The sequence below is a fragment of the Knoellia sp. Soil729 genome (assembly GCF_001427985.1).
Taxonomy (GTDB): domain Bacteria; phylum Actinomycetota; class Actinomycetes; order Actinomycetales; family Dermatophilaceae; genus Knoellia.
In genome coordinates, this window is sequence record NZ_LMSA01000002.1 from 1,179,949 (window position 1) to 1,205,320 (window position 25,372).

At 68.5% G+C, this 25,372-nt stretch carries 28 protein-coding genes and 1 pseudogene; 14 read left to right on the forward strand and 15 right to left on the reverse strand.

Annotation, left to right across the window (positions count from 1 at the left end; genetic code table 11):
- Window positions 1-4: 4 nt before the first annotated feature.
- A complete protein-coding gene (gene pknB, locus ASG74_RS10595) occupies window positions 5-1,909 on the forward strand; it encodes a Stk1 family PASTA domain-containing Ser/Thr kinase (protein WP_056142570.1) in 1,905 nt (634 codons plus the stop codon).
- Window positions 1,910-2,062: 153 nt separating this feature from the next.
- Here the strand turns inward: pknB and ASG74_RS10600 are convergent, their stop codons facing one another.
- The 5 genes from ASG74_RS10600 to ASG74_RS10620 all read right to left on the reverse strand — a co-directional run bounded on the left by ASG74_RS10600 (window position 2,063) and on the right by ASG74_RS10620 (window position 5,562).
- Complete coding sequence (locus ASG74_RS10600; RefSeq protein ID WP_056142573.1) at window positions 2,063-3,016, reverse strand: hypothetical protein; 954 nt, start codon at window positions 3,014-3,016, stop codon at window positions 2,063-2,065.
- Between the two features lie 215 nt (window positions 3,017-3,231).
- Entirely contained in the window at window positions 3,232-3,891 is a 660-nt protein-coding gene (locus tag ASG74_RS10605; RefSeq protein ID WP_056142577.1) for an aminodeoxychorismate/anthranilate synthase component II, read from the reverse strand.
- Window positions 3,888-4,130 carry a hypothetical protein gene (locus ASG74_RS10610; protein WP_056142580.1) on the reverse strand — a complete coding sequence of 81 codons (243 nt, stop codon included), beginning with the start codon at window positions 4,128-4,130 and terminating at the stop codon, window positions 3,888-3,890. The genes ASG74_RS10605 and ASG74_RS10610 overlap by 4 nt, the downstream gene beginning before the upstream one ends.
- Window positions 4,130-4,810, reverse strand: a complete 681-nt coding sequence (locus ASG74_RS10615) for a class E sortase (RefSeq protein ID WP_056142583.1) — start codon at window positions 4,808-4,810, stop codon at window positions 4,130-4,132. The genes ASG74_RS10610 and ASG74_RS10615 overlap by 1 nt, the downstream gene beginning before the upstream one ends.
- The gene (locus tag ASG74_RS10620; protein ID WP_056142586.1) at window positions 4,807-5,562 is read right to left on the reverse strand and encodes a DUF881 domain-containing protein; all 756 of its coding nucleotides are present in this window, start codon (window positions 5,560-5,562) and stop codon (window positions 4,807-4,809) included. Before ASG74_RS10620 ends, ASG74_RS10615 begins: the two co-directional genes overlap by 4 nt.
- A gap of 67 nt (window positions 5,563-5,629) precedes the next feature.
- Between ASG74_RS10620 and ASG74_RS10625 the strand changes: the two genes are divergently transcribed.
- Entirely contained in the window at window positions 5,630-5,884 is a 255-nt protein-coding gene (locus ASG74_RS10625; protein WP_056142590.1) for a cell division protein CrgA, read from the forward strand.
- Between the two features lie 252 nt (window positions 5,885-6,136).
- On the opposite strand, the gene ASG74_RS10630 is transcribed toward ASG74_RS10625, so the two are convergent.
- Together ASG74_RS10630 and ASG74_RS10635 are read right to left on the reverse strand one after the other, a co-directional pair.
- The gene (locus ASG74_RS10630) at window positions 6,137-7,072 is read right to left on the reverse strand and encodes a rhomboid family intramembrane serine protease (RefSeq protein ID WP_200942563.1); all 936 of its coding nucleotides are present in this window, start codon (window positions 7,070-7,072) and stop codon (window positions 6,137-6,139) included.
- A gap of 56 nt (window positions 7,073-7,128) precedes the next feature.
- Window positions 7,129-7,647, reverse strand: coding sequence for a peptidylprolyl isomerase (locus tag ASG74_RS10635; RefSeq protein ID WP_056142592.1), 519 nt, complete (start codon window positions 7,645-7,647; stop codon window positions 7,129-7,131).
- A gap of 103 nt (window positions 7,648-7,750) precedes the next feature.
- Between ASG74_RS10635 and ASG74_RS10640 the strand changes: the two genes are divergently transcribed.
- The 3 genes from ASG74_RS10640 (at window position 7,751) to ASG74_RS10650 (ending at window position 11,343) form a co-directional block, all read left to right on the forward strand.
- Window positions 7,751-8,623: a hypothetical protein gene (locus ASG74_RS10640; protein WP_056142594.1), complete on the forward strand. Its 873-nt coding sequence runs from the start codon at window positions 7,751-7,753 to the stop codon at window positions 8,621-8,623.
- A gap of 173 nt (window positions 8,624-8,796) precedes the next feature.
- Window positions 8,797-9,867, forward strand: a complete 1,071-nt coding sequence (locus tag ASG74_RS10645) for a PLP-dependent cysteine synthase family protein (protein WP_056143508.1) — start codon at window positions 8,797-8,799, stop codon at window positions 9,865-9,867.
- A gap of 216 nt (window positions 9,868-10,083) precedes the next feature.
- Window positions 10,084-11,343 (forward strand): glycoside hydrolase domain-containing protein, encoded by a 1,260-nt coding sequence (locus tag ASG74_RS10650; protein ID WP_235498890.1) that lies wholly within the window; start codon window positions 10,084-10,086, stop codon window positions 11,341-11,343.
- A 48-nt stretch (window positions 11,344-11,391) separates the two neighbouring features.
- On the opposite strand, the gene ASG74_RS10655 is transcribed toward ASG74_RS10650, so the two are convergent.
- The 3 genes and pseudogenes from ASG74_RS10655 to ASG74_RS10665 form a co-directional block, all read right to left on the reverse strand.
- On the reverse strand, window positions 11,392-11,628 hold the full coding sequence (locus ASG74_RS10655) for a hypothetical protein (RefSeq protein WP_056142604.1): 237 nt from the start codon (window positions 11,626-11,628) through the stop codon (window positions 11,392-11,394).
- A gap of 49 nt (window positions 11,629-11,677) precedes the next feature.
- Window positions 11,678-11,950, reverse strand: coding sequence for a VOC family protein (locus ASG74_RS17460; RefSeq protein WP_327034861.1), 273 nt, complete (start codon window positions 11,948-11,950; stop codon window positions 11,678-11,680).
- Window positions 11,943-12,320 (reverse strand): annotated as a pseudogene (locus ASG74_RS10665) (VOC family protein); the annotation flags it as partial. The pseudogene ASG74_RS10665 and the gene ASG74_RS17460, both read right to left, overlap by 8 nt.
- On the opposite strand from ASG74_RS10665, the gene ASG74_RS10670 reads away from it, so the two are divergent.
- Entirely contained in the window at window positions 12,319-12,702 is a 384-nt protein-coding gene (locus ASG74_RS10670; RefSeq protein ID WP_056143510.1) for a PPOX class F420-dependent oxidoreductase, read from the forward strand. The pseudogene ASG74_RS10665 and the gene ASG74_RS10670 sit on opposite strands and share 2 nt — an antisense overlap.
- Window positions 12,703-12,802: 100 nt before the next feature.
- Complete coding sequence (locus ASG74_RS17210; protein WP_156465352.1) at window positions 12,803-12,958, forward strand: hypothetical protein; 156 nt, start codon at window positions 12,803-12,805, stop codon at window positions 12,956-12,958.
- A 54-nt stretch (window positions 12,959-13,012) separates the two neighbouring features.
- On the opposite strand, the gene ASG74_RS10675 is transcribed toward ASG74_RS17210, so the two are convergent.
- The gene (locus ASG74_RS10675; RefSeq protein ID WP_056142613.1) at window positions 13,013-13,600 is read right to left on the reverse strand and encodes a peroxidase-related enzyme; all 588 of its coding nucleotides are present in this window, start codon (window positions 13,598-13,600) and stop codon (window positions 13,013-13,015) included.
- A 51-nt stretch (window positions 13,601-13,651) separates the two neighbouring features.
- Window positions 13,652-14,827 (reverse strand): NAD(P)/FAD-dependent oxidoreductase, encoded by a 1,176-nt coding sequence (locus ASG74_RS10680; protein WP_056142616.1) that lies wholly within the window; start codon window positions 14,825-14,827, stop codon window positions 13,652-13,654.
- A gap of 82 nt (window positions 14,828-14,909) precedes the next feature.
- On the opposite strand from ASG74_RS10680, the gene uvrA reads away from it, so the two are divergent.
- The 5 genes from uvrA to ASG74_RS17700 all read left to right on the forward strand — a co-directional run bounded on the left by uvrA (window position 14,910) and on the right by ASG74_RS17700 (window position 21,045).
- Complete coding sequence (gene uvrA, locus ASG74_RS10685) at window positions 14,910-17,399, forward strand: excinuclease ABC subunit UvrA (protein ID WP_056142619.1); 2,490 nt, start codon at window positions 14,910-14,912, stop codon at window positions 17,397-17,399.
- A 179-nt stretch (window positions 17,400-17,578) separates the two neighbouring features.
- On the forward strand, window positions 17,579-17,908 hold the full coding sequence (locus ASG74_RS10690) for a YciI family protein (RefSeq protein ID WP_235498892.1): 330 nt from the start codon (window positions 17,579-17,581) through the stop codon (window positions 17,906-17,908).
- Window positions 17,909-17,931: 23 nt separating this feature from the next.
- The gene (locus tag ASG74_RS10695; protein ID WP_056142626.1) at window positions 17,932-19,224 is read left to right on the forward strand and encodes an RNA polymerase sigma factor; all 1,293 of its coding nucleotides are present in this window, start codon (window positions 17,932-17,934) and stop codon (window positions 19,222-19,224) included.
- 1,459 nt (window positions 19,225-20,683) lie between these two features.
- The gene (locus tag ASG74_RS10700; protein ID WP_056142628.1) at window positions 20,684-20,890 is read left to right on the forward strand and encodes a hypothetical protein; all 207 of its coding nucleotides are present in this window, start codon (window positions 20,684-20,686) and stop codon (window positions 20,888-20,890) included.
- Entirely contained in the window at window positions 20,887-21,045 is a 159-nt protein-coding gene (locus tag ASG74_RS17700; protein WP_235498893.1) for a hypothetical protein, read from the forward strand. Before ASG74_RS10700 ends, ASG74_RS17700 begins: the two co-directional genes overlap by 4 nt.
- Window positions 21,046-22,088: 1,043 nt before the next feature.
- Here ASG74_RS17700 and ASG74_RS17215 read toward each other — a convergent pair.
- The gene (locus ASG74_RS17215; RefSeq protein ID WP_156465353.1) at window positions 22,089-22,262 is read right to left on the reverse strand and encodes a hypothetical protein; all 174 of its coding nucleotides are present in this window, start codon (window positions 22,260-22,262) and stop codon (window positions 22,089-22,091) included.
- Between the two features lie 59 nt (window positions 22,263-22,321).
- Here ASG74_RS17215 and ASG74_RS17465 point away from each other — a divergent pair, with 59 nt between their 5' ends.
- Both ASG74_RS17465 and ASG74_RS17470 read left to right on the forward strand, forming a co-directional pair.
- Window positions 22,322-22,903, forward strand: coding sequence for an N-terminal phage integrase SAM-like domain-containing protein (locus ASG74_RS17465; protein WP_200942565.1), 582 nt, complete (start codon window positions 22,322-22,324; stop codon window positions 22,901-22,903).
- A gap of 24 nt (window positions 22,904-22,927) precedes the next feature.
- Window positions 22,928-23,464 (forward strand): site-specific integrase, encoded by a 537-nt coding sequence (locus ASG74_RS17470; RefSeq protein WP_268766033.1) that lies wholly within the window; start codon window positions 22,928-22,930, stop codon window positions 23,462-23,464.
- A 473-nt stretch (window positions 23,465-23,937) separates the two neighbouring features.
- On the opposite strand, the gene ASG74_RS10715 is transcribed toward ASG74_RS17470, so the two are convergent.
- On the reverse strand, window positions 23,938-24,369 hold the full coding sequence (locus ASG74_RS10715) for a hypothetical protein (RefSeq protein ID WP_156465354.1): 432 nt from the start codon (window positions 24,367-24,369) through the stop codon (window positions 23,938-23,940).
- A 131-nt stretch (window positions 24,370-24,500) separates the two neighbouring features.
- Window positions 24,501-25,283: a hypothetical protein gene (locus ASG74_RS10720; RefSeq protein WP_156465355.1), complete on the reverse strand. Its 783-nt coding sequence runs from the start codon at window positions 25,281-25,283 to the stop codon at window positions 24,501-24,503.
- Window positions 25,284-25,372: the final 89 nt, after the last annotated feature.

Here is a 25,372-nt window from a genome sequence, read left to right on the forward strand (position 1 = left end):
CGCCATGAGCGAGGACCCGCTCGTGCTCGCTGGCCGCTACGAGGTGGGGGAGCTCATCGGTCGCGGTGGCATGGCCGAGGTCCACCTCGGGCACGACACCCGCCTGGGCCGTCCCGTCGCCATCAAGATGCTGCGCACGGACCTGGCGCGAGACCCCTCGTTCCTCAAGCGGTTCCGGCGCGAGGCGCAGTCCTCGGCCGGGCTCAACCACGCCTCGATCGTCGCGGTCTATGACTCCGGCGAGGACCACAGCGTCGAGTCGGGCGGGGCACGCGTCACCGTGCCCTACATGGTCATGGAGTACGTCGAGGGCAAGACGCTGCGCGAGATCCTCACCGAGCGCGAGAAGCTGCCCACCGACGAGGCCAGCCGGATCACCGAGGGCGTGCTCGACGCTCTCGCCTACAGCCACCGCATGGGCATCGTGCACCGCGACATCAAGCCGGCCAACGTCATGGTCGGCTCCGACGGGTCGATCAAGGTCATGGACTTCGGGATTGCCCGGGCCATCGCCGACACCGCGGCCACCATGACGCAGACGCAGGCCGTCATCGGGACCGCGCAGTACCTCTCGCCCGAGCAGGCGCAGGGGCAGAACGTCGACGCGCGCTCGGACCTCTACTCCACCGGCTGCATGCTCTACGAGCTGCTCGTGGGCCGGCCGCCCTTCGTCGGCGACAGCCCCGTGTCCATCGCCTACCAGCACGTCGGCGAGCAGCCGGCCGCACCCTCCGCCCGCGCGGAGGGCATCAGCCAGGACGTCGACGCCATCGTCCTGCACGCGCTCGCCAAGGACCGCGAGGAGCGCTACCAGGACGCCGCGTCCTTCCGCACCGACCTCCAGGCCGCCCGCTTGGGTCGCCCCATCAGCCAGGCTGCCGCCGCGTCCCTCGCCCCGCTGGCTGTCGCGGCGACGAGCCAGCTCGCCGCGACCGAACCCACCGAGGTGTATGCCGCGACCACCCGTCCCGGGGACGGCTCACCTGTCGTGCCCACGCCGGGTCCTACGACCTCGACCTTCCCGGCCGCGGTTCCTCCGAGCGAGCGGCGCCACCGTGGGGCCGGCACCAAGGTCCTGCTCACCGTCGCAGTGATCGCCGCGCTCGCCCTGCTCGGGTTCGGCCTCCAGCAGTACCGCCTCATGCAGGAGGCGGCGAGCAAGGTCTCTGTCCCCGGCGTGGTGGACAAGCCGCGCGACACCGCCGTCGCCGACCTCAAGCGCGAAGGCCTCACCAACATCACCGAGACCACCACCCGCAGTGACGCCGTCGTCGAGGGGTCCGTCATCAGCCAGACTCCGCGCGCCGGCACCCGCGTCGACCCGGAGACGACCACGGTCAACCTCGTCATCTCGTCCGGACCCAACGCCGTGCTGGTGCCCGAGCTCAGCGGCATGACGGTCGAGGAGGCCACCGCCGCACTCGAGAAGGCCAAGCTCGCCGTCGGGCGGACGATCAAGGTCGACACCAACCTGCAGCCCAAGGGCAAGGTCGTCTCCAGCGATCCCGAGGTGGGCAAGTCGCTGCCTCCCGGCGAGATGGTCAACCTCAGCGTGTCCACCGGTCAGGTCGTGGTCCCCAAGCTCACCGGCCTGACGCAGGACGAGGCGTCGGCCGCGCTGAGCAAGATCGGCCTCTTCCCCAAGACGAGCTACGAGGAGACGAACCGCGCCAAGGAGGGCACGGTCATCGACCAGAAGCCTGAGGAGAAGAAGAAGGTCGACGTGGGTTCGGACGTGTCGATCGTGGTGGCCCAGAAGGAGCCGCCGCCACCGACACCGAAGACGGTCACTCCGACGCCGACGCCGACGCCGACTCCCACGCCGACGCCGACTCCCTCACCCACCCCGACGCCCAGCATGACGCCCACGACCACCCCGACGGGCCCCACACCCACCCCCTCCCCCTGACCCAGCCGCTTGGCTCACGTCGCTGCCCGGTCTGGCCCGGCGCTCTCACGGGCGCAGTCACAGCCCGGGATTCGCGCCACCTACTGCACCGTAGGTGTGGTGATCACCCCACTTCCGGTGCAGTAGGGCATGCACCAGAGCCCGTGGAGCGCCTCAGGCCACCCGCGGCGTGACACGGACGGCGGGTCGCGCGCGTCCCAGGGCACCGGCATACGTGGCTTCGATCTTCCGGAGCACCGCCACAGGGTCACGGCGCACCCCCGTGGGAGTCACCCCGATCACGGCGATCCCTGCGGCCACCAGTTCGGAGTCGCGCTCGATGGTGTCGACGAACTGGTCGCCGTTGGAGTGGTAGGCCCGGGAGTGCACCATCACGGCCATGGCCACGTCATCGAGCCACAGGTCTGGCGTGATGAGTGCCCGCCCGTTGGGGTCCGAGAGCCGTGGGTTCGTCATGGCCTCGGGGAGGATGCTCGAAGTGCCCATGAGCTGGAGCACCTCGTCCTCGGCCACGGACCACACACCAAGTGCAGCCGACTCGACAGCAGGAAGCACCTTCGCACCGTCGCCGGGACGCAGGCGGTAGCACCACTCTGCCAGAGCATCGACCGTGGTGAGCTCCCGCTGGACGGCCTCGACGATGAGAGCGGTGCGACTGCGCATGCTGCGTTCGGCGACTGCCGCGTCCACACAGGCCCGTGCCACCGACGTCATTCGCAGGCCACCTCGCATCATGGCAAGCGGGTCGTCGAGCAGGGACCGACGAATGGTGACGAAGCCCTTGCTCCGGCTCGCCTGCGACCCCGGCACCACTACGAACACGCGGCCACGAGGATTGGCGTTGGTGAGGCCGTACTGCGAGGCGGCCGTGGCTCCTGCCAACTGGGACTGCGGCCCAGCATGAAGAAGGGCGGCCATGAGCCGCTGGCGCTCGGTCACCGCGTGCGCCGCCACGACATAGGTGCACGGGAGGATCACCCGCCACGACCTGCCGGCATTCCATCTGATGGTCTCCTTGGACACGCCGTGCAGGAGGAGCTGCTGACGGGTGATCACGCCGAACTGCAACTGCACGGTGGCAAGGACGTCGTCCGGAAGTGGCTTCATTGCAGAAGCATTCGCCGCCGTGGTCCCTGGACGCAGCACCTCTGGGCGCGCCTGTGGACGCCGAACTGCGGGGTCACAGTCTGTGGATATCCCGCCGATGGGTGTCCGCGGTGGCAAGCGCACTCACTGCTGCAGGAGTTGCTGCACCGAAAGTGGGGCGATCACCACACTTACGGTGCAGTAGCCGGCTGCCTGGGCCGGAGGAGCTGGGTGGTTCAGGCGGAGACCTTGGCGGCGACGTCGGCGCCGTCGTGGACCAGCGGGCTCAGCCCCTCCGAGCGCGCCACCGCCTCGCCGTCGCCGCACACCTCCAGCCAGTTGGCCAGGAGCCGGTGACCGCCCTGGGTGAGGACGGACTCGGGGTGGAACTGCACGCCGTGCAGCGGCAGCTCGCGGTGCTGGACCGCCATGATGATCCCGCTCTCGGTGTGCCCCGTGCCGACCAACGAGTCCGGCAGCGTCGACGGGTCGATCGTCAGGGAGTGGTAGCGCGTGGCGGTGAACGGCTCCGGCAGCCCCGCCAGCACCCCGGCCCCGCCGTGGTGCACGAGCGAGGTCTTGCCGTGGAGGAGCTCGGGCGCACGGCCGACGACCCCACCGGCCACCACACCGAGCGCCTGGTGCCCCAGGCAGACGCCGAGCATGGGCTGCGCACGCTCACCGCAGGCCTCGATCATCGCCATGGAGACACCCGCCTCCTCGGGGGTGCCCGGCCCGGGCGAGACCAGCACCCCGTCGAAGTCCGCGCCGTCGGCCGCACCGATCGCGTCGTTGCGCACCACCGTGCACTGCGCCCCGAGCTGCTCGAGGTAGCCCACGATCGTGAAGACGAAGGAGTCGTAGTTGTCCACGACCAGGATCCGGGTCTGGCTCATGAGAGGTCCTCGGGGTGCGGGAGGTGCGGGAGGTGGGCGAGCGGCGTCACGAGCTGGGGTGCGAGGGCGCTGGCACCAGTGTCGGTCGTGACCGTGCTCTCGGACCAGGGCAGCCACGCCTCGACCATCGGGAAGAGCCACTCGAAGCAGACCACGACCACCACGGCGAGCAGCAGCAGGGCAAGGAACGCCCTGACGACAGCGGGACCCGGGAGCGAACGCCACAGCACGGCATACATCAGGATCCTCCCTGGGTCGAGACGGCTTCGGACGGTGGGCCCTGCGCCCGCGGACGCTCCTCGACGAGGTCCGCGTGCACGATCCACCGCTGCTTGGCGCTGAACTTCGGGTGGCAGGAGGTGAGGGTCAGCACCGCCTTGGTGGGCGTGGCGCCGGGCCTGCCCGGGACGGGCGCGATGACCTCGCCCTGCCAGGGGCGGACGATCTCGTGGCCAGAGACGGCATAGACGGTCCAGCCAGCCGCCGTCTCCACGACGATGCGGTCGCCGGCGCGCAGGGTGTCGATCTGCGCGAGCGGCTTGCCATAGGTCGTGCGGTGGCCGGCGATGGCGAAGTTGCCGACCTCGCCGGGCCCCGCCGTGCCCGAGTAGTGGCCCAGGCCCTCGGCCAGCTCCTTGGCGCTCGTGCCCTCGACGAGCGGGCGCGCGTAGTCGGCGCCGAAGCGCGGGATCCGCACGATCGCGAACGCCCCCGCGGGCAGGTCGGACGCGGCGGCGCCGGCAACCGGCGCAGTAGAGGGGGACGGCGAGGAGAACTCGCGGGAGAGCGAGGAGACCGTCGCCGTCTGGGCCCGGTCGGACTCGACGTCGGTCCACCAGACCTGCCACACGACGAAGAGCAGGACGAGCAGGCCCAGGGTGACGAGGAGCTCACCGAAGACACCGACCGCACGCCTCACGGCTTGGGAACCGCCGTCGCGTGCTCGGGGGTGATCGACCCCGCGTAGGCGGGGAACTCCAGGCGGTCGTAGCTGCGCACCTCGTAGCCGAGGCCGACGGCCTTGACGTACTCCTGGTAGATCTGGACCTCGGGTGAGCGCCGGAGGAAGTCGCGCAGCCGGTCGGGGTCACCGATCGCCCGGATGCGGTACGGCGGGGAGTAGACCCGGCCCTGGAGGATGAGGGTGTTGCCCACGCACCGGATGGCGCTGGTCGCGATGATGCGCTGGTCCTGGATCATCATCGCCTCGGCGCCACCGGCCCAGAACGCGTTGACGACGGCCTGGACGTCCTGCTGGTGCACGACGATGTCATCGACGCCGAAGCCCTCGGGCAGCTCGTCCTGCGTGAGGGACGAGTCGTCGAGCGCCACCCCGACGCCCGGGCCCTGCACCGCCGTGCGCCCGGCCGCGAAGACCAGCCTCTCGGCCCGGCTCTCCAGTCCCGCGATCGCGGTGCTGCCCGGGGCGCCGTCGTGGGTGAGCTGGTCGACCTCGGCCGTGAGCCGCTGCAGCTGGCCGGTCATGCGGGCGTTGTCCTGGGTCTTCTCGCGGATGATGTCGGGCAGCCCCCCGCCGTCGGAGCGCAGGCTGCGGCCCTGGGCGACGGAGCCGCTGGTGGCGAAAAGGACGCCCGCGAGCACAGCGACGACCGGCACGGCCACCGACCACGGGCTGGGCCGCGCCGTGAGGAACGCCTTGCGCTGGACCACGGGTCAACCCCTCCTCCGGTACAGGCTCTACGCTAGGCCACGACACCACACGCCAAGGAGACAGTCCGTGCCAGAGTCCAAGGGCCGCCCCAAGCCCGCCTACACGCCGCCACGCACGGCGCAGAGCCACGCCACCAAGCCGAACCCGCCGTGGTTCGTGCCCGTCATGATCGGTCTGATGCTCATCGGTCTGGTCTGGGTCGTGACCTACTACATCTCCGGCGCGCACGAGTACCCCGTGCCCGCGATCGGCCGCTGGAACCTCGGTGCCGGCTTCGGCTTCATGATGGCCGGCTTCCTCATGACGACGCGCTGGCGCTGAGCTGCACCGATCCGGCGAAGCCGGCTCCCCGGCATACGAGAACGGCCCCTGACCACACGGTCGGGGGCCGTTCTTTCCTGTGTATGCCGTGTGCTCCCGCGAGTGCCCACCTCGAGTTGTCCACAGGGGTTGTCCCCAATGTGGACGAATGACACGGGTGTAATCCACAGCTTTGTGGGAGGTCGGCCACGGTCCCCGACGGGCGGTGTGCACTGCTGCGGCACAGCGCAGCAGTGCACAGCGGGGTCCGGGTCAGATCGGGGAGGAGGTCACGGCGTACTTGACCACCGTGAGCAGCACGAGCAGGGCCGTGATGCCCCCGAGCGCGAGCCAGTGCACCGAGAAGGAGGCCCGCTCGGTGCCGGCGCCGCCGCCGTTGGGCCGCTTGCCGAGGTGGGTGAACACGGCGGCACACGCCATGCCGACGAGGAAGCCACCGAGGTGCGCCTGCCACGCGATGCCCGGCACGACGAAGCCGATGACCGCGTTGATGCCGATCGTCGCGTACATCATCGAGGCGGACCGCCCCAGCCGTCGCTGGAGGATGAGGAAGGCGCCGAAGAGCCCGAACACCGCGCCCGAGGCCCCCACCGCGCCGGTCTCCCAGGCGCCGTAGTCGCGGTTGTTGAGCTGGTCGACCGTGTGCGGGAAGGCGAGCAGGAGGTAGACGACGGACCCGCCGATGGCGCTGATGAGGTAGAGCGCGGCGAACCGGGCGCGCCCGAGCATCGGCTCGAGGTACTGACCCATGATCCACAGGGCATACATGTTGAAACCGATGTGCAGGAGGTTGTGCGGGGCGTGCGCGAACGCCGAGGTAAGGAAGCGCCAGGGCTCGGTGTCGCCGAGGAACGGCGCGAACTCCACGTCGTTGGTCAGCCCGGGCAGAACCCACTGGCCGACGAACACGACGACGCAGATCGCGATGATCGTCGTCGTGACGAGCGGGCGGCCACCGATCGCGGCCACGTCGCCACCGAAGATGGTCCTGCCCTGCCGCACCGACTTGGCGCCTTCGCGCACGCAGTCGACGCACTGCACACCGACGGCGGCGGGGCGCTGGCACTCGGGGCACACGGGGCGCCCGCACCGCTGGCAGCGCACGTAGGACACGCGGTCGGGGTGGCGCGGGCAGACCGGCACCTCGTCGGGGGTGCCGGTCTGTCCGTATGCCGTGGGCTCACTCACCGTCGCAACTCTAGTGGCGCTCTCTCAGCGCCCTGGACGGCGAGCGGAAGTAGGGCTCAGGCCTCGACGTCGAAGCTCTCGATGACGACGTCGTCCTTGGGCTTGTCCTGCGCACCGGTCTGGACGGCGGCGATCTTGTCGACGACGTCGCGGCTCTCCTGGTCGGCGACCTCACCGAAGATGGTGTGCTTGCCGTTGAGGTGCGGGGTGGGCGTCACGGTGATGAAGAACTGCGAGCCGTTGGTGCCCTTGCCCATCTGCTTGCCGGCGTTGGCCATGGCGAGGAGGTAGGGGCGGTCGAACTGCAGCTCGGGGTGGATCTCGTCGTCGAACGCGAAGCCGGGGCCACCGAAGCCCTTGCCCAGCGGGTCGCCGCCCTGGATCATGAAGCCGGGGATGATGCGGTGGAAGATCAGGCCGTCGTAGAAGCGGTCGGGGTTGCTGCGACCGGCGTCGTCCTTGTAGTCGAGCTCGCCCGTGGCGAGGCCCGTGATGGTCTTCACCGTCTTGGGTGCCTGGTCCTCGAACAGGTTCAGGTTGATCGTGCCGTGATTGGTCTTGAGGGTTGCCTTCATGCCTCCAACTGTAGATGTTGCCCCGTGACCCTCTTGTGACAGTGGGCCCGTGACAGTGTTTGATGGAAGAAGTCGCTCAGTCGTCCATCGATAGGAGAACGCTGTGTTCCGCACCAAGAGCAAGACCGAACAGGCGCGCGACGCCGTCGCCGCCAAGGCCGAGTCCGCTGCCTCCGCCGCCTCGGACGCCACATCCTCCGCCCACTCCGCCGCCGCTGACCTCAAGTCACGCGCCGCCGACCTCAAGGTCAAGGCCGCACCCCACGTCGAGAGCGCCCGCGACACCGCGCGCCTCTACGCCGACCAGGCCGCTCCCAAGGTCCAGGACGCCCGCGACACCTTCGTCGACGAGGTCGTGCCCAAGCTGGCCACCGCGTTGGCGACCGTGATCGCCGGTGCCACCGCGGCCAAGGGTGCAGCGGTCGAGGCCGCTGACCGCGCGCCCGACGCATACCACGTGCTCAAGGGCGACGCCGTCGCCAAGCAGACGGGTGGCGGCAAGACCAAGGGGCTCCTGCTCCTCCTGCTCGCGGCCGGTGCCGCTGCCTTTGCGTGGAAGAAGTCCACCGAGAAGAAGGACCCGTGGGCGACCGCGGGCGCCTACACCCCGCCCGGTGCCGGACGCGACTCCTCCGTCGGTGGGCACTCCGCCAAGGGTTCCTCGGTCGGCGACAAGGTGACCGACCTCGCCGCCGCCGCCAAGGAGAAGGCCGCCGCGGCTGGTGCCGCCGTCAAGGACAAGGCCTCGGACGCCAAGGACAAGGCGGCCGAAGCCAAGGACAACGCGGCCGACAAGGCCGACGACACCAACGCCTCCGACTTCGGTGGCGAGCCCACGACCGAGTCCGTCGCCGAGGGTGATGCTTGGTCGAGCGCCGGCGACTTCGCCGACGGCTCCGCGCCGTCGGTGTCGGGCACCTCCGAGGGCTCCGACCTGTCGACCCCCAACATCGACAAGGGCCACGAGCAGGGCTGATCGCCTCCCGCTCGCCCAGCCCCACCTTTTCCGGCTGATCCCGGAAATGCACTGTTCCCCCCGGATCCGTTCCGGGGGGAACAGTGCGTTTCCGGGCCGAACCTCGCCCCCGATACCGTGAGCGCATGTCATCGTCGACGCCAGCCACCGCGACCCCCCTCGTCGACACCGGGATGCGGACCGAGCCCGACCGCGCGTGGGTGCGCGAGGCCATCCGCAAGCTGCGCGCGGACGCGACCCGCACCTCCGACACCCACCTCATCAAGGTGCACCTGCCCGGGTGTGGACGCGTCGACCTCTATCTCAAGGACGAGTCGACGCACCCGACCGGCTCACTGAAGCACCGGCTCGCGCGCTCGCTGTTCCTCTACGGCCTCTGCAACGGGATCATCGGCCCGACCACGACCGTCGTCGAGGCGTCGTCCGGGTCGACGGCGGTGAGCGAGGCGCACTTCGCGCGGATGCTCGGGGTGCCGTTCATCGCCGTCATGGCGTCGTCGACCTCACCGGCCAAGATCGCGCTCATCGAGCGTGAGGGTGGTCGCTGCCACCTCGTCGACGACCCGACCGCCGTCTATGACGAGGCACGACGGGTGGCCGACGCGTCCGGTGGCATCTACCTGGACCAGTTCAGCAACGCCGAGCGGGCGACGGACTGGCGCGGCAACAACAACATCGCGGAGTCGATCTTCGAGCAGATGGCGCTCGAGGAGCACCCGGTGCCGTCGTGGATCGTCGTCGGCGCGGGCACCGGCGGCACGTCGGCGACGATCGGCCGCTTCGTGCGCTACCAGGCGCTCGACACCAAGGTGTGCGTCGTCGACCCCGAGCACTCGGCGTTCCTCCCCGCCTGGCAGGGCGACGGGGAGGCACGGCTGGCGTCCTCGGCGATCGAGGGCATCGGTCGCGCCCGCCTCGAACCCTCGTTCCTGCCGCTTGTGGTCGACCGCATGCTGGGCGTGCCCGACTGCGCGTCCATCGCGGCGATGCGGTTCCTGCGCGAGCGCACCGGCATCTCCGCCGGCCCGTCCACGGGCACCAACATCTATGGCGCTCTCAGGCTCGCCGCCGAGATGCAGGCTGCCGGAGAGCGCGGCTCGATCGTGTCCCTGGTCTGCGACCGCGGCGACCGCTACGAGGACACCTACAACAACGACGCCTGGGTCGCGTCCAAGGGTCACGACCTGGCCCCGTATGCCGCGGTGCTGGCTTCCGCGTGGGACGACGGTGTCTGGACTGGCTGAGGCCCTCGGTGTGGTGCTGGCTGGCCCACTTGGACCACGTCGGCATCAGATTGGCGCCTGAAGCACCCGAACCCCTCACGGAACCCCACTGTGCAGGCGCATCATCGAGGGGTGGGCCCGTGCGCCCGTCCGGCTCCACGTTGGAGGTGGGCCATGTTCTCCCCGCGACGCATTACATCGTGGGTCGCTGCCGCTCTCGCAGCCGGTGCTCTTGGGGTGGCTCTGCCGCCCGCGGCCAGCGCGGACCCGGCCACGCCCGGCGCCTATCCCACAGCCTCCTCGGCCACCCGCGTGTCGGGTCGTTTCTTCGACACCTGCACCGCGCCGTCTCTCTCCGCGCTGGCCGCGTGGCGTGGCACCTCCCCCTACACCGGGGTGAACATCTACTTCGGGGGCCGCAACAGGGGCTGTGCCCAGCCCAACCTCACCGCCGCGTGGGTGCGCAGCGCCTCGGCCGCGAACTGGTCGCTCGTGCCCACCTACTTCGGCGACCAACCGTTCTGCGTGTTCGGATCGAAGCCGTACCGGTATGCCGCCAGCGGCGCCGCTGCCCGTGGGGCCGCCGATGGCGCCGATGCGGTGGCCAAGGCCAAGGCACTCGGGATGCTCGCGGGCAGTGCCCTCTATGCCGACGTGGAGCACTACGACCGGGCTGCTTCGGGCTGCATCGGCGCCGTGCGGACCTATGTGTCCGAGTGGACGAGAGCTCTGCACCGAAGCGGTTATCTCGCGGGCGTCTATGTCCACCAGGACTCAGGGCTGCGCGACCTCGCGGCCAGCTACCTGACCACAAGCCTCGCGCGACCCGACGCGGTGTGGATGGCGAGGTGGGACAACGTCGCCACCGTCACCGGTTGGCCCACAGCGGGCAACACCCTGTGGGCCGAGTGGCAGCGCGCGAAGCAGTACCGCGGTGACCACGTCGAGACCTGGGGAGGCGTGTCGATGAACGTCGACAGCGACATCATCAAGGGCCCGGTCGCGACCGTCGCCAGGTCCTACCGGGTGACCAGCTCTGGCTCGCTCAACGTGCGCAGCGGGCCGTCCAGCGCCTATCCGATCGTCGGCTCGCTCGCGGCCAACTCGACCGCCGCCGTCATCTGTCAGGCGCGCGGCCAGGTGGTGGGCTCCAGCGGGGTTTGGGACCGGATCAGCACCGGTGGCTTCGTGTCCGACTACTACGTCTCGACACCGTCGCAAACCACGTTCAGTGCACCACTGCAACGGTGCTCCTACCCGGGGCAGGTCAACATCTCGACCCCCGTGAACACCCGCAGCGGCCCTGGCACCTCGTATGCCGTCAACGGCACGCTGCAGGGTGGGGCGCTGGCCTACGTCGCCTGCCAGAAGGCGGGCACGCTCGTCGGCACGACCCGCGTGTGGGACCAGCTGGTCGACGGGCGCTGGCTCAGTGACTACTACGTGTCGAACAGCTCCAACAGCACGTATGCCGCCCCCGTCCCGCGGTGTCCGTGAGTCCGGGGGTCCCTTCCGTTCCGATCCACCGCATCGGGCCCGGCTGAGTCAGGTCGACTGGGTTTCGAGCACCCCTTCGAGGAACTCCTCGATGGCGCCGCACTCGTTGCAGACGAGAGCCAAGCTCTCCTTGTTGGCCCAGGCGAACCCGAAGAACTCGGCACCCGAGGTGTTGAGCTTGATGCGGCGAGTGCCGAACGTCGTGCCGTCGCAGTGGCGGCACGTCACGGCTCGGCCCCTGATGGTGGCCGTGACAAGCGCAGAGTCGTTGAAGAAGTTCCCCATGAGCCGAACTCTGCCACCCACCGCCAGCCGCTGTGGGGCGGACGCCAGTTCAGCCAGGGCCCATAACCGAGAACTCGTTGCCGTCGGGGTCGGCCAGCACCACCTCGCCGTCCCTGCTGCTGCCCTGGCCCGGATCGAGCCGCGAGGCTCCGAGTCCGAGAAGCCGCTCGACCTCGGCCTCGTGGTCGGCATCGGCGTCAAGAGCCAGGTCGAGTCGGATGCGCGCCTTCACGGTCTTGGGTGCCACGGGTGGGCCTCCCCACGACATCTTCGACCCGCCGTGCCTCCTGAGGGCGTTGCCCCATGTCGATGAGCCGGCCACCGAGCTCCAGTGCCCGGGCGATGGTCAGCGCCATCTGCGTGTCCGAGGAGCTCGTGAGGTCGAAGTGGGTGCGGTTGACGTCGACCCGCTCGGCGTCCGACGGCACGAAGCGCACCCGGAACCCGCGCCCGTCCGCCGGCAGCAGCGCCACCGCACCGCCCGGCTGCACCTCGACCTCACGCCCGAGCAGTCCCGCCCAGAACGCCTCAGGGTCGTGGGCGTCGAAGGTGACCGCGTGCAACTGGGATGACATGCGTCGCACGCTAGGCCCGCGACCAACCCATCGCAACGCGGTTTCGACTAGGGGCCTTTCGCCTCCACCAGCCGGCTCGGCGTGGAGTCGTCGTGCCAGACTCCTCGACGTGGCCATGCATCCCCAGGACCTCACCGCCGACGCCCTCGAGTTCGTGGCGCAGCGGCACCTCGCGACCCTGACGACGCTGCGGGCCAACGGCACGCCGCATGTCGTGCCAGTGGGCTTCACCTGGGACACCGAGGCTCTCTTGGCCCGAGTCATCACGAGCGGGAGCTCACAGAAGGCGCTCAACGCGGCCAGGCGAGGCAGGGCCGTCATCTGCCAGGTCGACGGTCGCCACTGGCTCTCGTTCGAGGGAGACGCCCGCGTCGTGGACGACCCAGCAGCGGTCGCCGACGCGGTCGAGAGGTATGCCGTTCGCTACCGACAGCCTCGCGTCAACCCGGCGCGGGTGGTCATCGAGGTCGGCGTCGACCGGGTCCTCGGCAACCTCTGAACCGGGCCTTTCGGACCACATCCACAGATGGTCACCCCGGAGCCGGTTTGCCCACCGCGTATCGGGGAATGTCGGGAGTGTGAACAGCAGGCAGCTCGACATGCACCAGTCGCATCTCCTCTCCGACGGCAGCACCTTCCCGCCGGTGACGCCCGACCCACCGCCACCTCCCGGCTACGTTGACCCGCTCGCAACGCGCGAGGCCCCCGAGGAGGACGCACAGGACGACGACAGCGACTCGAGCAGCACGCACTGACCGCAGGAAGCCAGGCCGGAGGGGGCCTGACGATCCAGCGCCGGCCGGTCGGCCTCAGGCGCCCGAGTCCGCGGTTCCCCGCTCGTGGTACTCCGCGTTGGGGACGAAACCCAGCGCGCTCGAGACACGGTTGGTGAGGTTGAACATCGCGACCACCTGCACGAGCTCCATGACCTGGTGCTCGTCCAGTCCGACCGTACGCAGCGGCTCGAGGTCGGCCTCGGTCATCTCAGCAGGGTGAAGGGTGAGCTTCTCGGCATAGGCCGCCATCGCTGCCTCGCGCTCGGCCAGGTCGGCCTGGCGCCAATTGATCGCCACGAGGTCGGCCGTGCGCTCGTCCTGGCTGAAGGTCCGCAACGCCTGCCCGTGGCTGACGACGCAGTAGGTGCAGCGGTTCACCCCGGACACGACGACCCCGAGCAGCTCGCGGTCGGCGTTGCTCAGGTGGCCCTCCTTGTTGACGAGAAGGTTGAAGTAGCGCCACCACGCGAGGAACTGCTCCCCGTTGACGGCCTGCGCGCGGAAGACGTTGGGCACGAAGCCGAAGGCCTCCTGCGCCTTGTCCCACAGGCGGGTCACGCCCTCGGGGACGTCGGAGCGGTCCGGGACGCGGAGGTACGAGATGCGTGAGTGGTCTCCCATGAGGGCACCCTATTGCGGCGGCCGAGAAGCCCGCAGGCCTGCCCCGACTGGTCAGACCTTTTCGCGCAGGATCCGCCTGAAGTAGGTCACGGGCAGCGCGTAGCGGTCCACCGCCCAGGTGAGCCGTCGGGGGCGGACGAGGTCCGGTGCGGGCACCGATGGAGCGGGCCTCCCCTCGCGGTCGATCTCGACGAGCATGAGCTGGTGTCGGCCGACCGTGATCGGCATGACCGTGTAGCCGTCGTAGTGCTGGAGGTCCTTGGGGTCGCTGGCGAGGAGGTTGGGCGACAGCACGGCGACCTGCTTGCGCAGGGCCCCACCGGACGGCTTGATGCCGAGGACGGCGACGTCACCGAGCGACCAGACGTTCTCGTGTCGACGGTGGCGCAGGGTGAGCGGGTCGACGTCAACGAGGCCCGCCTCGCCAGCTCCGGCCAGGTCGCTGTCGGTGATCCAGCCGGGCGCCCGGTAGCCCGGGATGACGTGGGCATAGGACAGGTCGCCGATCTCCGTCTCCCCCTCGGGGCTCGCGACCGTCACCTGCCGGTCGCCCACCCGCGTGACGCGCGCGTTGCGCAGGACCTGCACGCCGTATGCCGTCAGCGCGTCTTCCAGGATCACGTCCGCCTTGGCGACGCCGATCGGCGTCGGACCGGGCAGGACGAGGTGAACGTCGAGGGCCTCGAGCACCCCTGCGCGTCGCCAGTGGTCGCAGGCCATGAACAACGGCTTGAGCGCCGTCGCAGCGCAGGGGGCCGGCTCGGGCGGCATCGAGAACACGACGCGCCCGCTCGTGAGCTGACGCAAGGCGGGCCACACCTTCGGGGCACTCTCGACGACGAAGGTCGACCCGGCCCAGCCCACGGCATACCCGGTTGTCAGTCCCGGAGTGGCGTCCCAGTCCTCGTCAAGGCCGGTGGCGACCACGAGCGTCGTGTAGTGGATCGTCCTGCCGTCGCGCGTGGTCACGCTCTGCCCGACGGGGTCGCAGGAGGTGACCCGGTCCCGGATCCACGTGGCACCATCGGGCATCACCGTGGACGCAGGCCGCTCCAGGTCGCTCATCGTCGCTTCGCCACCGCCGACGTAGTTGAGCATCGGGCGGTAGCGGTGGGTGGACTCCGACTCGATGATGGCGACGTCCTGCGCACCGTCGCGAATGAGCTTGGCGGCCAAGGAGATCCCCGCGTTGCCGCCCCCGACGATCAACACTTCGTGGTGGTCCATGTCGTCCTCCGAAGGTTCGGCTCTGACCTTCGACCGTAGCTTGGATGCTGCCGCCAGGACGGGGAGCGGATAGACATGGTCGGTGCCCCATGATCCGAGTGACCACTTCGTCCATGTCCGCGGAGCCAGCGAGAACAACCTCAAGAACGTCGACGTCGACCTGCCGCGCGATGCGATTGTTGCCTTCACCGGGGTGTCGGGCTCGGGGAAGTCCTCGTTGGCGTTCGGCACGCTCTATGCCGAGGCGCAGCGCCGCTACTTCGAGTCCGTGGCGCCCTATGCCCGCCGACTGCTCCAGCAGGTGGGCGCCCCTCACGTGCAGGAGGTCACCGGGCTACCGCCTGCCGTGGCGCTGCAGCAGCGACGGGGAGCGCCGAGCTCGCGCTCGAGCGTCGGCACCCTGACGACGCTGTCGAACCTCGTGCGGATGCTGTACTCACGGGCAGGTACCTACCCGCCGGATGCGTCCCGGCTGGAGGCTGAGGCCTTCTCTCCCAACACCGTGGCCGGTGCCTGCCCACGCTGCCACGGGCTGGGTGAGGAGCACGACGTCAGCGAGAAGCTGATGGTGCCGGACACCTCGCTGAGCATCCGGGAGGGAGCGATTGCTGCCTGGCCCGGCGCCTGGCAGGGCGCCAACCTGCGCAGCATCGTCTCCGGGCTGGGGATCAACGTCGACACTCCGTGGCGCAAACTCAAAGTCAAGGACCGCGAGTGGCTGCTGTTCACCGACGAGCAGCCCAAGGTGCTCATCAAGCCCGAGCGCGACCGGATCGACCACGGCTACTACGGGCTGTTCTGGAGCGCCCGCGCGCACGTCAACCATGTCCTCGCGACCTCGAAGAGCGAGATGATGCGCGAGAAGGCGATGCGCTTCGTGCGCAGCATGCCGTGCTCGGCCTGCGGCGGCAGTGGGCTGCAGGCGGACTCGCTGGCGGTGACGTTCGCGGGCCTCAACATCGCGCAGCTCAACGCACTGTCGTTCGTCGAGCTCGCGGCGCTGCTGCGCCCCGTGGCCGAGCTGGCCGACGCTGCGGCGGCGACGTCCTCGGCCGACTCGGGGGAGGCCACCGAGGTGGCGGTGCGGATCTGTGCCGATCTCGTGGCCCGGGTTCAGGTGCTGCTCGACCTCGGGCTGGGCTACCTGTCGCTCGGTCGCAGCTCGACGACGCTCTCACCCGGGGAGGCACAGCGCCTGCGCATCGCCACCCAGCTGCGCTCGGGGCTGTTCGGCGTCGTCTACGTGCTCGACGAGCCGTCGGCGGGGCTGCACCCGGCGGATGCCGAGCCGTTGCTCAACGTCCTCGACTCCCTCAAGGCCTCCGGCAACTCGCTCTTCGTCGTCGAGCACGACCTCGACTTCGTGCGCCGGGCCGACTGGGTCGTCGACATCGGTCCCGGCGCGGGAGAGCTGGGTGGTGAGGTGCTCTACTCCGGACCGGTCGCCGGGCTGGAGACGGTGAAGACGTCGGTCACCGGCGACTACCTCTTCGGCCGCGTGGTGCCGGAGGAGCGGCAGAAGCGCAGCCCCCACGGATGGCTGCACCTGCACGGGGTCAGCCGGCACAACCTCGTGGACCTCTCCGTCGACATCCCGCTGGGTGTCCTGACGGCGGTCACGGGGGTGTCAGGCTCGGGCAAGTCGACACTGGTCTCCCAGGTCCTCGCCGAGCTCGTCCGGCGCCACCTCGGTCAGGCTGTCGACGACGGGGACGACGACGAGCTCGAGATCGACGTCGACGACGCCGCTGGCCTGGAGGCGTTCGACCGGCTCGTGCGGGTGGACCAACGTCCGATCGGACGCACTCCGCGCTCGAACCTCGCCACCTACACCGGGCTCTTCGACGCGGTCCGCAAGGTGTATGCCGCGACGCCCGAGGCGCGTCGGCGCGGCTATGGAGCCGGTCGCTTCTCCTTCAACGTGGCGCAGGGCCGCTGCGAGACCTGTCAGGGCGAGGGCTTCGTCTCCGTCGAGCTCCTCTTCCTGCCCGGCACGTACTCGCCGTGCCCGACCTGTCACGGTGCGCGCTACAACGCGGAGACTCTCGAGATCGACTACCGCGGCAAGAACGTCGCCGAGGTGCTGGCGTTGTCGGTGGACGAGGCTGCGGAGTTCCTCGCCGACGTTCCTGCGGCCGCACGCAGCCTGGCGACGTTGCGCGAGGTCGGCCTGGGTTATCTGCGGTTGGGACAGCCGGCTCCCGAGCTGAGCGGTGGGGAGGCGCAGCGCATCAAGCTCGCCACCGAGCTGCAGCGAGCTCGCCGTGGGCATGCGCTGTACCTGCTCGATGAGCCGACGGCCGGGCTCCACCCCGCCGACATCGCGCTGCTCCTGCGCCAGCTGCACCGCCTGGTGGATGCCGGGAACACGGTGGTGTTGGTCGAGCACGACCTCGACACGATCGTCAGTGCGGACTGGGTTCTCGACCTGGGTCCCGGTGGTGGCGACCACGGCGGCCGCGTCGTCGCGACGGGGACACCGAGGGACGTCTCGCAGTCCACGGAGGGGGTCACGGCGGCATACCTCGCCGCACGGCTCGCCTCCCTGGACTCGCTCGGCACGGGTCGCTGAGAGCCGAGGCGGGTTCCATGTGTGCTTGCGGCGCCCATGGAAAGATTTCGGAACTCGATGTCGAAGACACCGGCATCCGTTCGACGTACGTGCACGAAGCACCACCCCGTCAACCACATCAGGAGTGATTTCAGATGCCCCGTTTCATGGGATTCGTCAGGATGGAAGAAGGCATTGGCATGCCGCCCCAGTCGCTGTTCGAGGCGATGGACACCTACATCGGTGAGCGAGCCGCGTCAGGCGTGTTCCTCGACGGAGGGGGCCTGTACGGGACCGAGGACGCCGTGAACTATGTCGTCCGCAAGGGCGAGGTGACCCGGGTCGACGGTCCGTACGCGGAGGCCAAGGAGGTCGTCGGCGGCTGGTCGCTCCTGCAGTACGACAGCCTCGAGGACGCCGTGGCGGACCAGGAGAAGTTCGCCCAGCTGCACGCCGAGCACTGGCCCGAGGTCACCGTGGTCGCGACCCTGCGCCAGGTCTCCGAGGGTCCGGAGGCGACCGGCGACTGACCGGGACTCTCTACGCTGGCGGTGTGCCGGCAGAGAGCTCGTCAGACGATTCGCAGCGGGTCGTCGTCGCGACCTGGCGGGCCGAGTCGGCCCGCCTGGTTGGCGGCCTCACCCGGATGACGCGGGACCTGGAGCTGGCGGAGGACCTGGCCCAGGACGCACTCGTCGCCGCGCTGGAGCAGTGGCCTACGAGCGGCGTCCCGGACAACCCGGCGGCATGGCTCATGTCGGTTGCGAAGCGCCGCGGCATCGACCACTTCCGGCGCGCCGACACCCTGCGTCGCAAAACGGCGGAGCTCGGCCACGCCCGCGCTGGAGAGGAGGCGGAGATGCCCGACTTCGACAGCCAGGTCGACTCCATCGAGGACGACGTCCTGCGGCTGATCTTCCTGTCGTGCCACCCCGCGCTGACGGCGGAGTCCCGGGCCGCGCTGACCCTGCGCCTCGTCGGCGGACTCACCACCGCCGAGATCGCCCGTGGGTTCATGGTCAGCGAGTCCTCCATGGGGCAGCGCATCTCCCGGGCGAAGAAGACGCTGTCCACGGCTGGCGTCGAGCTCGAGCTGCCCACGGGTTCGGAGCGGGCCCAGCGTCTGGACGACGTCATGGCCGTGATCTACCTGATCTTCAACGAGGGCTACACGGCCACCGCTGGCGAGGACTGGATGCGGCCAGCCTTGGCCGAGGAGGCAGTCAGGCTCGCCGGGATGCTCGTCGACCTCGCGCCCGGGGACGTCGAGGTGCTCGGGTTGCGGGCTCTGCTGGAGATCCAGGCCTCGCGGATGGACGCTCGGGTCGACGAGCGCGGCCAAGCGGTCCTGCTGGAGGAGCAGGATCGGAGCCGTTGGGACCAGACGCTCATCTCCCACGGGCTGGAGGCCTTGGAGCAGGCAGAGCGGCTCGCCAGGCGGGGGACGCCGGTCGGCAGGTACTTCCTGCAGGCGTCTATCGCGGCCGAGCATGCCCGCGCCGGACATGCCGAGGACACGAACTGGCGCCGGATCGCAGGGCTGTACGACGTCCTGGCCGGGGCTGCACCCGGGCCGGTGGTCGAGGTGAACCGAGCGGTCGCCCACGGGCGCGCCTTCGGCCCGGATGCGGGGCTTGCCGTGCTGTCGGCACTGGACGAAGGCGCTCTCGATGGCTCCCCCCTGCTCCCGAGCGTCCGCGGCGACCTGCTCGCACGGGCTGGCCTGCACCCCCAGGCAGCCGAGGCCTTCACCGACGCCGCGGCTCGCACCAGGAACGAGGGCGAGCGTGCCGTCCTGCAGCGTCGGGCCACGGAGAACCTGACCTTCGGATCGACCCCAGGGTGACCCTGCGCAGCGTCTTCGGCCGCGCAGGCTGGAAACATCCTCTCCAACGAGGGAACGGCCCTCTGACCTGCGTTGCACCAAGGAACCCGAACCCCTGACCCCCTGCTTGCAGAATCCCCGAACTGGTTCCGCGAGAGGGTAGTTGAGCACTCGATGGGGCATTGTGGGGTACCCGATCGCGCCAGTTTCGTGACGCGCTGCAGTACTTCTCTGGCGTACCGGCCCCACCAGCCGACGCAGGTTGAGAGCGCACGAGGGGCACCGTTTTCGCACGCGTCTGCGTCGTCGAACCCAACACCGCACCAAGGTGCGGCGCGCACCATCGCGGGGGTCAGCACAGCGATGGCACCCGCGTGCCACTCGTGGACCGCGCAGGCGCTCGAGCCATGCCAGGCGGTCCATCCGCGCCCAACCGGGACCAGCGCCCTCTAACGACCGCTGACTGAGCCAGAACTGGTACGGCGAACCCGGGAAGACAGAGAATGGACCCGATCCCGAATTAGCCGCGTTGTCTCTGCGGCCTCCGGAGCCGCGCCTGGGATGGCCAGGATCACAGCCCCTGTGCCAAGCACCAGTAGCAGGATCAAATCAGTAGTTGGGAGAGCCCCGCCCGCCGGCCGGCCCGACGAGCGCGCCATCTCGACGAGACTCACGACGAGCGCCCCGAAGAGCGCCCACCGCTCCAGTCTTCGTCTCCAGAACGACGGACTTGTGCCTAGGGCAAGAAACCCTCGAGCAGCCACCAGGAGCCCGAGAGCGACTACCAGCCCTTGCGCTAGGGGCTGGGCGCCGAGCGATGCTGCGCAGAATGCAATGGGAAATCCGAAGACCAAGGGCGCATACCTGGCCAACTTCGTGCGCCTCGGGACCAGGCGCCAACCGACCTCGGGCGGGCGGCGTTCGGGAAACGGCATGACCTCGACGCGGTGCTGCCGCATTGAGCCGGTTAGCAGCCAGAGGGAAGTCCAGCCGGCGACGACGGTCGGCCAACGCACCGAGAGGGCGGGGTGCAGAGGATTGAGTCGCCACGACTTGGTCTCACCCGGTTCGAGCCGCAGTGGCAGGCCCAAGTCCCGAGTTAGGTCCAGACCGCCTCTGCCCCCGGCTCTCCCTCCGATCACCATGTGCTCGATCGACTCTGCAGTCCGGCCCGCGTTGAAGACACGCAGGACCAGCACCTCTTGATACGCCAGGGAATGAATTCGTAGCGCCGGGCCAGCTAAACGCCAAGACAGCACCGCCCAGATAACACCAGTTAGTGCGATGGTCGCAGTTGCCATCGTGATCCCCCGAGCCAACCAATCCATGGCGACACTATGCACATGACCACCGACAATCCGGAGGAAGCATTGGGTTCGCACCTAGATGAGTTCAATCTGTGCCGGCGGGAGTCGCAATGTGTGTCCTGCCAGACGTCGATGCGGTGCCCTAGCCTGCGTGACATGACAGGCTTGATCAGGTGAACCTGGGGATCGCCGCGCTGCAGCCCCTGTACCAGCTCATCGCGTGGTGTAACGGCTACCGGTGGGAGGCGCCGTGGCGGGAACTGCGGCCACCGGACGAGGTCATCGCCAGGGCGCTGGCGCTGCGGGATGAGGGTTTGCGCAGGCACTTTCGTGACAAGGATGCTCGCCCGCAGGTGCCCACGATCCAGGTCACGTCGTGAGCGGCGCACTGATCCGGTGGCTGCCCCTGGGCAGACCGGTGCAGCTCGACAATGGGCGCCACCTGACCATGGACGCTGGCAGCGTGGATGACTGGGCGCGCAGCTTGGACCTGGTGCCGGTGCTGCTTAAGCACGACCCGCACCGGCCAGTCTGATGGGTCACGAAGGCGCGAGTGAGCACCCGCTGCCTGTACCTGTTCGGTGAGCTGGACGACACGTTCGACCCCCGCTCACGCGCAGCCGGTCATGTCATCCGGAGTGGGATCGTGCAGGGGCCTGTCGCCCCTGGTGACCAAAAGGCAGGGCAGGGCAGCAGCGTCTATGCGGACGGGCGATGGGGCCCCGGAGAGGTCTACTCGTTCCCCGAGTTGAGCATCGTCGGCACGCCACGCGCTGCGAAGGCCCGTTGGCGAGCCCCGCGCCGCTGACGGACTCGCACGGCTTGCGGCACGCGTCCCCGATCGTCGTGTCTCGACAGATGGACCGCCGGTCACCGGGTCATCTGGTCGCGGCTCTCAGCCTCTACTTGGTGTAGATCTTGTCGCCGGACTTGCAGGGCAGGCCCATGGGAGCCTCTGTGGCCGGGTTGAAGATGCAGGGCGGGAGCCCGGCCTCCCACAGGTCGCGGCGGCTCCGCTCTTCCTAGTCCATCGTGTTCAGTTGGAGAAACCCAAGGACAGCGATACCCACCAAAACGAAGATCCAAGGCAAGCGGGACTTGCGAGGCTGGGTCACTGGCTGGGCCATCCTGGCTCCTGTTGAACGATGGATGTGTAGACAACCTGCAGGTTTTCACGCCCGGAGAGGTGGAGTGTGCGATTCGGCGAGATTCGCCTTAGGAGCCGAGTTTGCACCGCCGGGCGGGTGTCCTGGTTCCCCGGTCTGAGCGTGGTCGGCACCCCGCGGGTACCGCGGGCGCACTGGGAGGCGCCGCGCCGGTGACGAACGCGATCAGAGTCCCAGCAATCGGTCAGGACCGGTGGGGGTGAATGTAGCCCTAACTACCCAGCCAGTCCGGAAGTGCAGACGGGTCGAGCTGCAACAGCTCCTTTGGTGCGTCCTCCAGTCGCCCACGCGCGATGACACCCGGCTGATCATGGAACTCAAGCACCAAGTCCACACGCGCGTCACCTGTCAGGTTGGGTAGCGGCCACAGGTCAGGAACAGACAGTGGGTAGGTCCCGGAAGCGGGGTTGCGCTACAACACCACGGTCAACTCGCGGATGACTTCCAACGGCGCGCCTGCGCCGAGATCAACGCCATGCAGGGAAGAGAGCTTGGCCAGCCACGCGCCCAGGTCCAGCCGGGTACGCGCATCAACGGGCCAACCCTGGCTGGCTGCCTCACCCAGACGTTGGCCTGCTCGCGCCATGGCTTCCTGCTCGGTCGATCTTCCCGTACCGGAACGGCTTCGCGGCTGACGTGTGGATCGTGACGCCGAAGGGCCGTCGGCAGCGCAAGACCGTCTACGGGAAGACCCGGCCGGAGGTCCACGACAAGTGGCTCCGGCTCCACGAGCATGCGCGGCGGGGACCGATGGTGCCGGTCTCCCCGCGCCTGCGGGACTTCCTCGAGCGGTGGCTGGAGGAGACGGTGCGGCCGACCCTGTCGCCTGCCACCACCTCGAACTACGAGATGTTCTCGCGGCTGTACATCGTCCCGGACCTGGGCGACCGAAAGCTCGACAAACTGATGGTCCGCGACGTCCAGGTATGGGTGAACACGCTGCGGGTCCGCTGCCAGTGCTGCTTCCAGGGCAAGGATGCCGCACGGCCGGAGCCGCAGTGCTGTGCCGTTGGCGCGTGCTGCCACGAGGCCGCCTCGGACTGGACGGTCCACCAGGCGTGGCGGGTGCTACGCGGTGCGCTGACCCAGGCAATGCGCGAAGAGCTCGTCTTCCGCAACGTTGCCGCGCTCGCTCGTGCGGGTACCCATGCCGCGGTCGAAGAAGATGCCGGTGTGGACCGTCGACGAGGCGCGGCGGTTCCTCACGTCGGCGCGCGCGGATGGTGACCCGATGTATGCGGGTACGTCCTGCTGCTCTCGCTCGGGCTGCGTCGGGGGGAGTTGCTCGGGTTGGCCTGGGAGGACGTCGACCTCCAGCAAGCGGAGGTGCTCATCGCGTGGAAGGTACAGCGGGTCGACCACCAGCTGCTCCGGCGACACACGAAGACGCCGTCCTCGGATGCGCCGCTGCCACTACCCGAGATCGCGGTGCGGGCACTGGAGCGGCACCGGGTCGAGGAGGCCAGGCGGCGGCTTGCGGCGGGCGACATGTGGGGCGATTGCGGCTTGGTCTTCACGACTCGGCTCGGCGAGCCTGTCGACCCACGCAACTTCCACCGCGACTTCAAGCTAAAAGCCGCGAAGGCCGGCGTGCCCGTTGTCCCCATTCACTCAACTCGACGAACCTGCGCCAGCCTCCTCGTCGCACTTGACGTCCACCCGAGCGTGGCAATGGCCGTCTTACGCCACAGCCGAATCGCCCTGACGATGGAGATCTACTCCCAAGTCTCGTCGACCTCTACACGAGATGCGCTCCGACGGCTCGGCAGCGAGTTTGCGGCTGACTGATCGGTCACTCGTCGCTCGCCGGCATTACGCCACGGGCTCGTCATCCTCAAGGTCGTCTGGCGCATCGACATACCTCGCGGCTTCACGGATCCGCGACCTAAGCGGCAGCCAATGGGCGCGTCGCGCTTCACGACCATGAGGATCGCCGGCTACCCGTACGACTCCGTGCGACACATCAGCCTCAGTCGGGTCATGGACGACCCCAGAGTGCGATGTACGCGCTACTGCGACCGAGAAGACCGCGAGAGCGTGGGTTGTCCACTCGACAAGGGTACGAGCACTTCCTCTCGGTACGTGAAATCCGACAGATACCGACAGGCCCGATCCATGGTCGTAGGTGAATGCATCCGGTTGGAGTATCGGCTCCCCAGTCATTGCGTCCAATGCCACGCAGGACGGTTTGCGTGGGATCCGCCGCAAGAGATTCGAGTCATCCGGGATGCTCGCGTCGTCCCAGACCCAAGCGCCCTCACTCACGACGCGAAGAGTGAACGCCACCGCGGATTCGATTGCACGACCAAATCACTCAGATCGCTCAGAAAATTACTGGTCTCCAGCAATGGGAGCCACCTGAAGAAGCCAACGACTATCTCCGAACCATCGTGGTCAGTCATCCTCAAGTAGGCATCGCCCTCGGCCGGAATAGCGAGCTCCAAGGACATCTTGCTAGCCGACCATAGGGCGATGATCTCGCCCTCCTCATCCGCGGTAATGTGGGGGAACACGTGCTCTGGCTTTTGGATCTGCCGGAGGACCCGCAAGAATCGAACGGCTGCACGCGGGTTGGTCCGCTCTTCCCTGAGAAGTTCGGAGAGTTTGGCCACCGCGAACTCGAAAGCCTCATCGTGGGTGCGCGACTCCCGGACCAAGTTGCGGTGTTGAGCGAGTGTCGCGGCAGCACTCACCACGGACTTCGATGCAGGCGATGAACCTGCCCCGACAGCGCGGGGGCGCAACCAGGACTTCGCGCGTGGTGCGAATCCAGCGACGAGCCCTGTCGCACTCATGGCCACGCTCGGTTCAAACGTTACGGTCGTCACTTCTGCCCCCAGTTCTGTCGCATGCCCTCTGATGTCCACTCTACAAAGGTGCGGATGAGGTCGTCATGCGCAACCTTGATACCAGACTCTGGTGACAGCTCACCCTCGGCCTCACTCCGCGTCACCAACTGCAAGGTAATCCCGATGTCTTCTCCCTCGGCCGTTGCAGACACCCATACAGGACGGTCTTTGTCGCCCTCGGAATGGTAGTGGCGAGAGAACATGGTCCCCTCTCGAAGTGAAGGGTTGGCGATGTAGTCCTGATTCCATCCGGTGAGAATGCCGAAGGCGTACGTGTCGATCGCCACCTCGGGAATCTCATTTGTGTAGACGCACTCTGCAACCTTCACTACTAATCGGCTGCCGCCAGCGGAGCTTACTTCGTCACAGAAACGACCGAACCGGGCCAACAGTTCCTCACACAGTCGCTCGAATCCCGGATACACGGAAGCAGCGTCAAGATCAGGGTCGAAGTTCCAAAGCACGCCGAAGCGGTCATCCTGGAAGAAGATGCTCTCACCCGAGTCCGGCTTCTCCATTTCGGTGAATGGGAGTGGCCAATAGTCATCCTGACCGATGAATGCGACGTCACGAGTAGGCTCGGTTATGGATGCCCTAGGCGGAGACTGCACGATTTCGGGATACTCCGTCCGCCAAAGCCCAAAGAGTGAACTCGTGTGAGCGGCGCTTATGCGCTCCTCAGCTTCGAAGTAGAATGCGAGTCTGACGCTGCGCACTGGCGGCCTGGTGAAACTGAGGGTGTCAGACCGTTCTGCCATGACACGAGGCTATATCACCCGGTTCGCTTGCTCTGGGAGATGAGACGAACGCTGCCGGCCGCGCCTGATCGACCGGTCAAGGGGCTGAT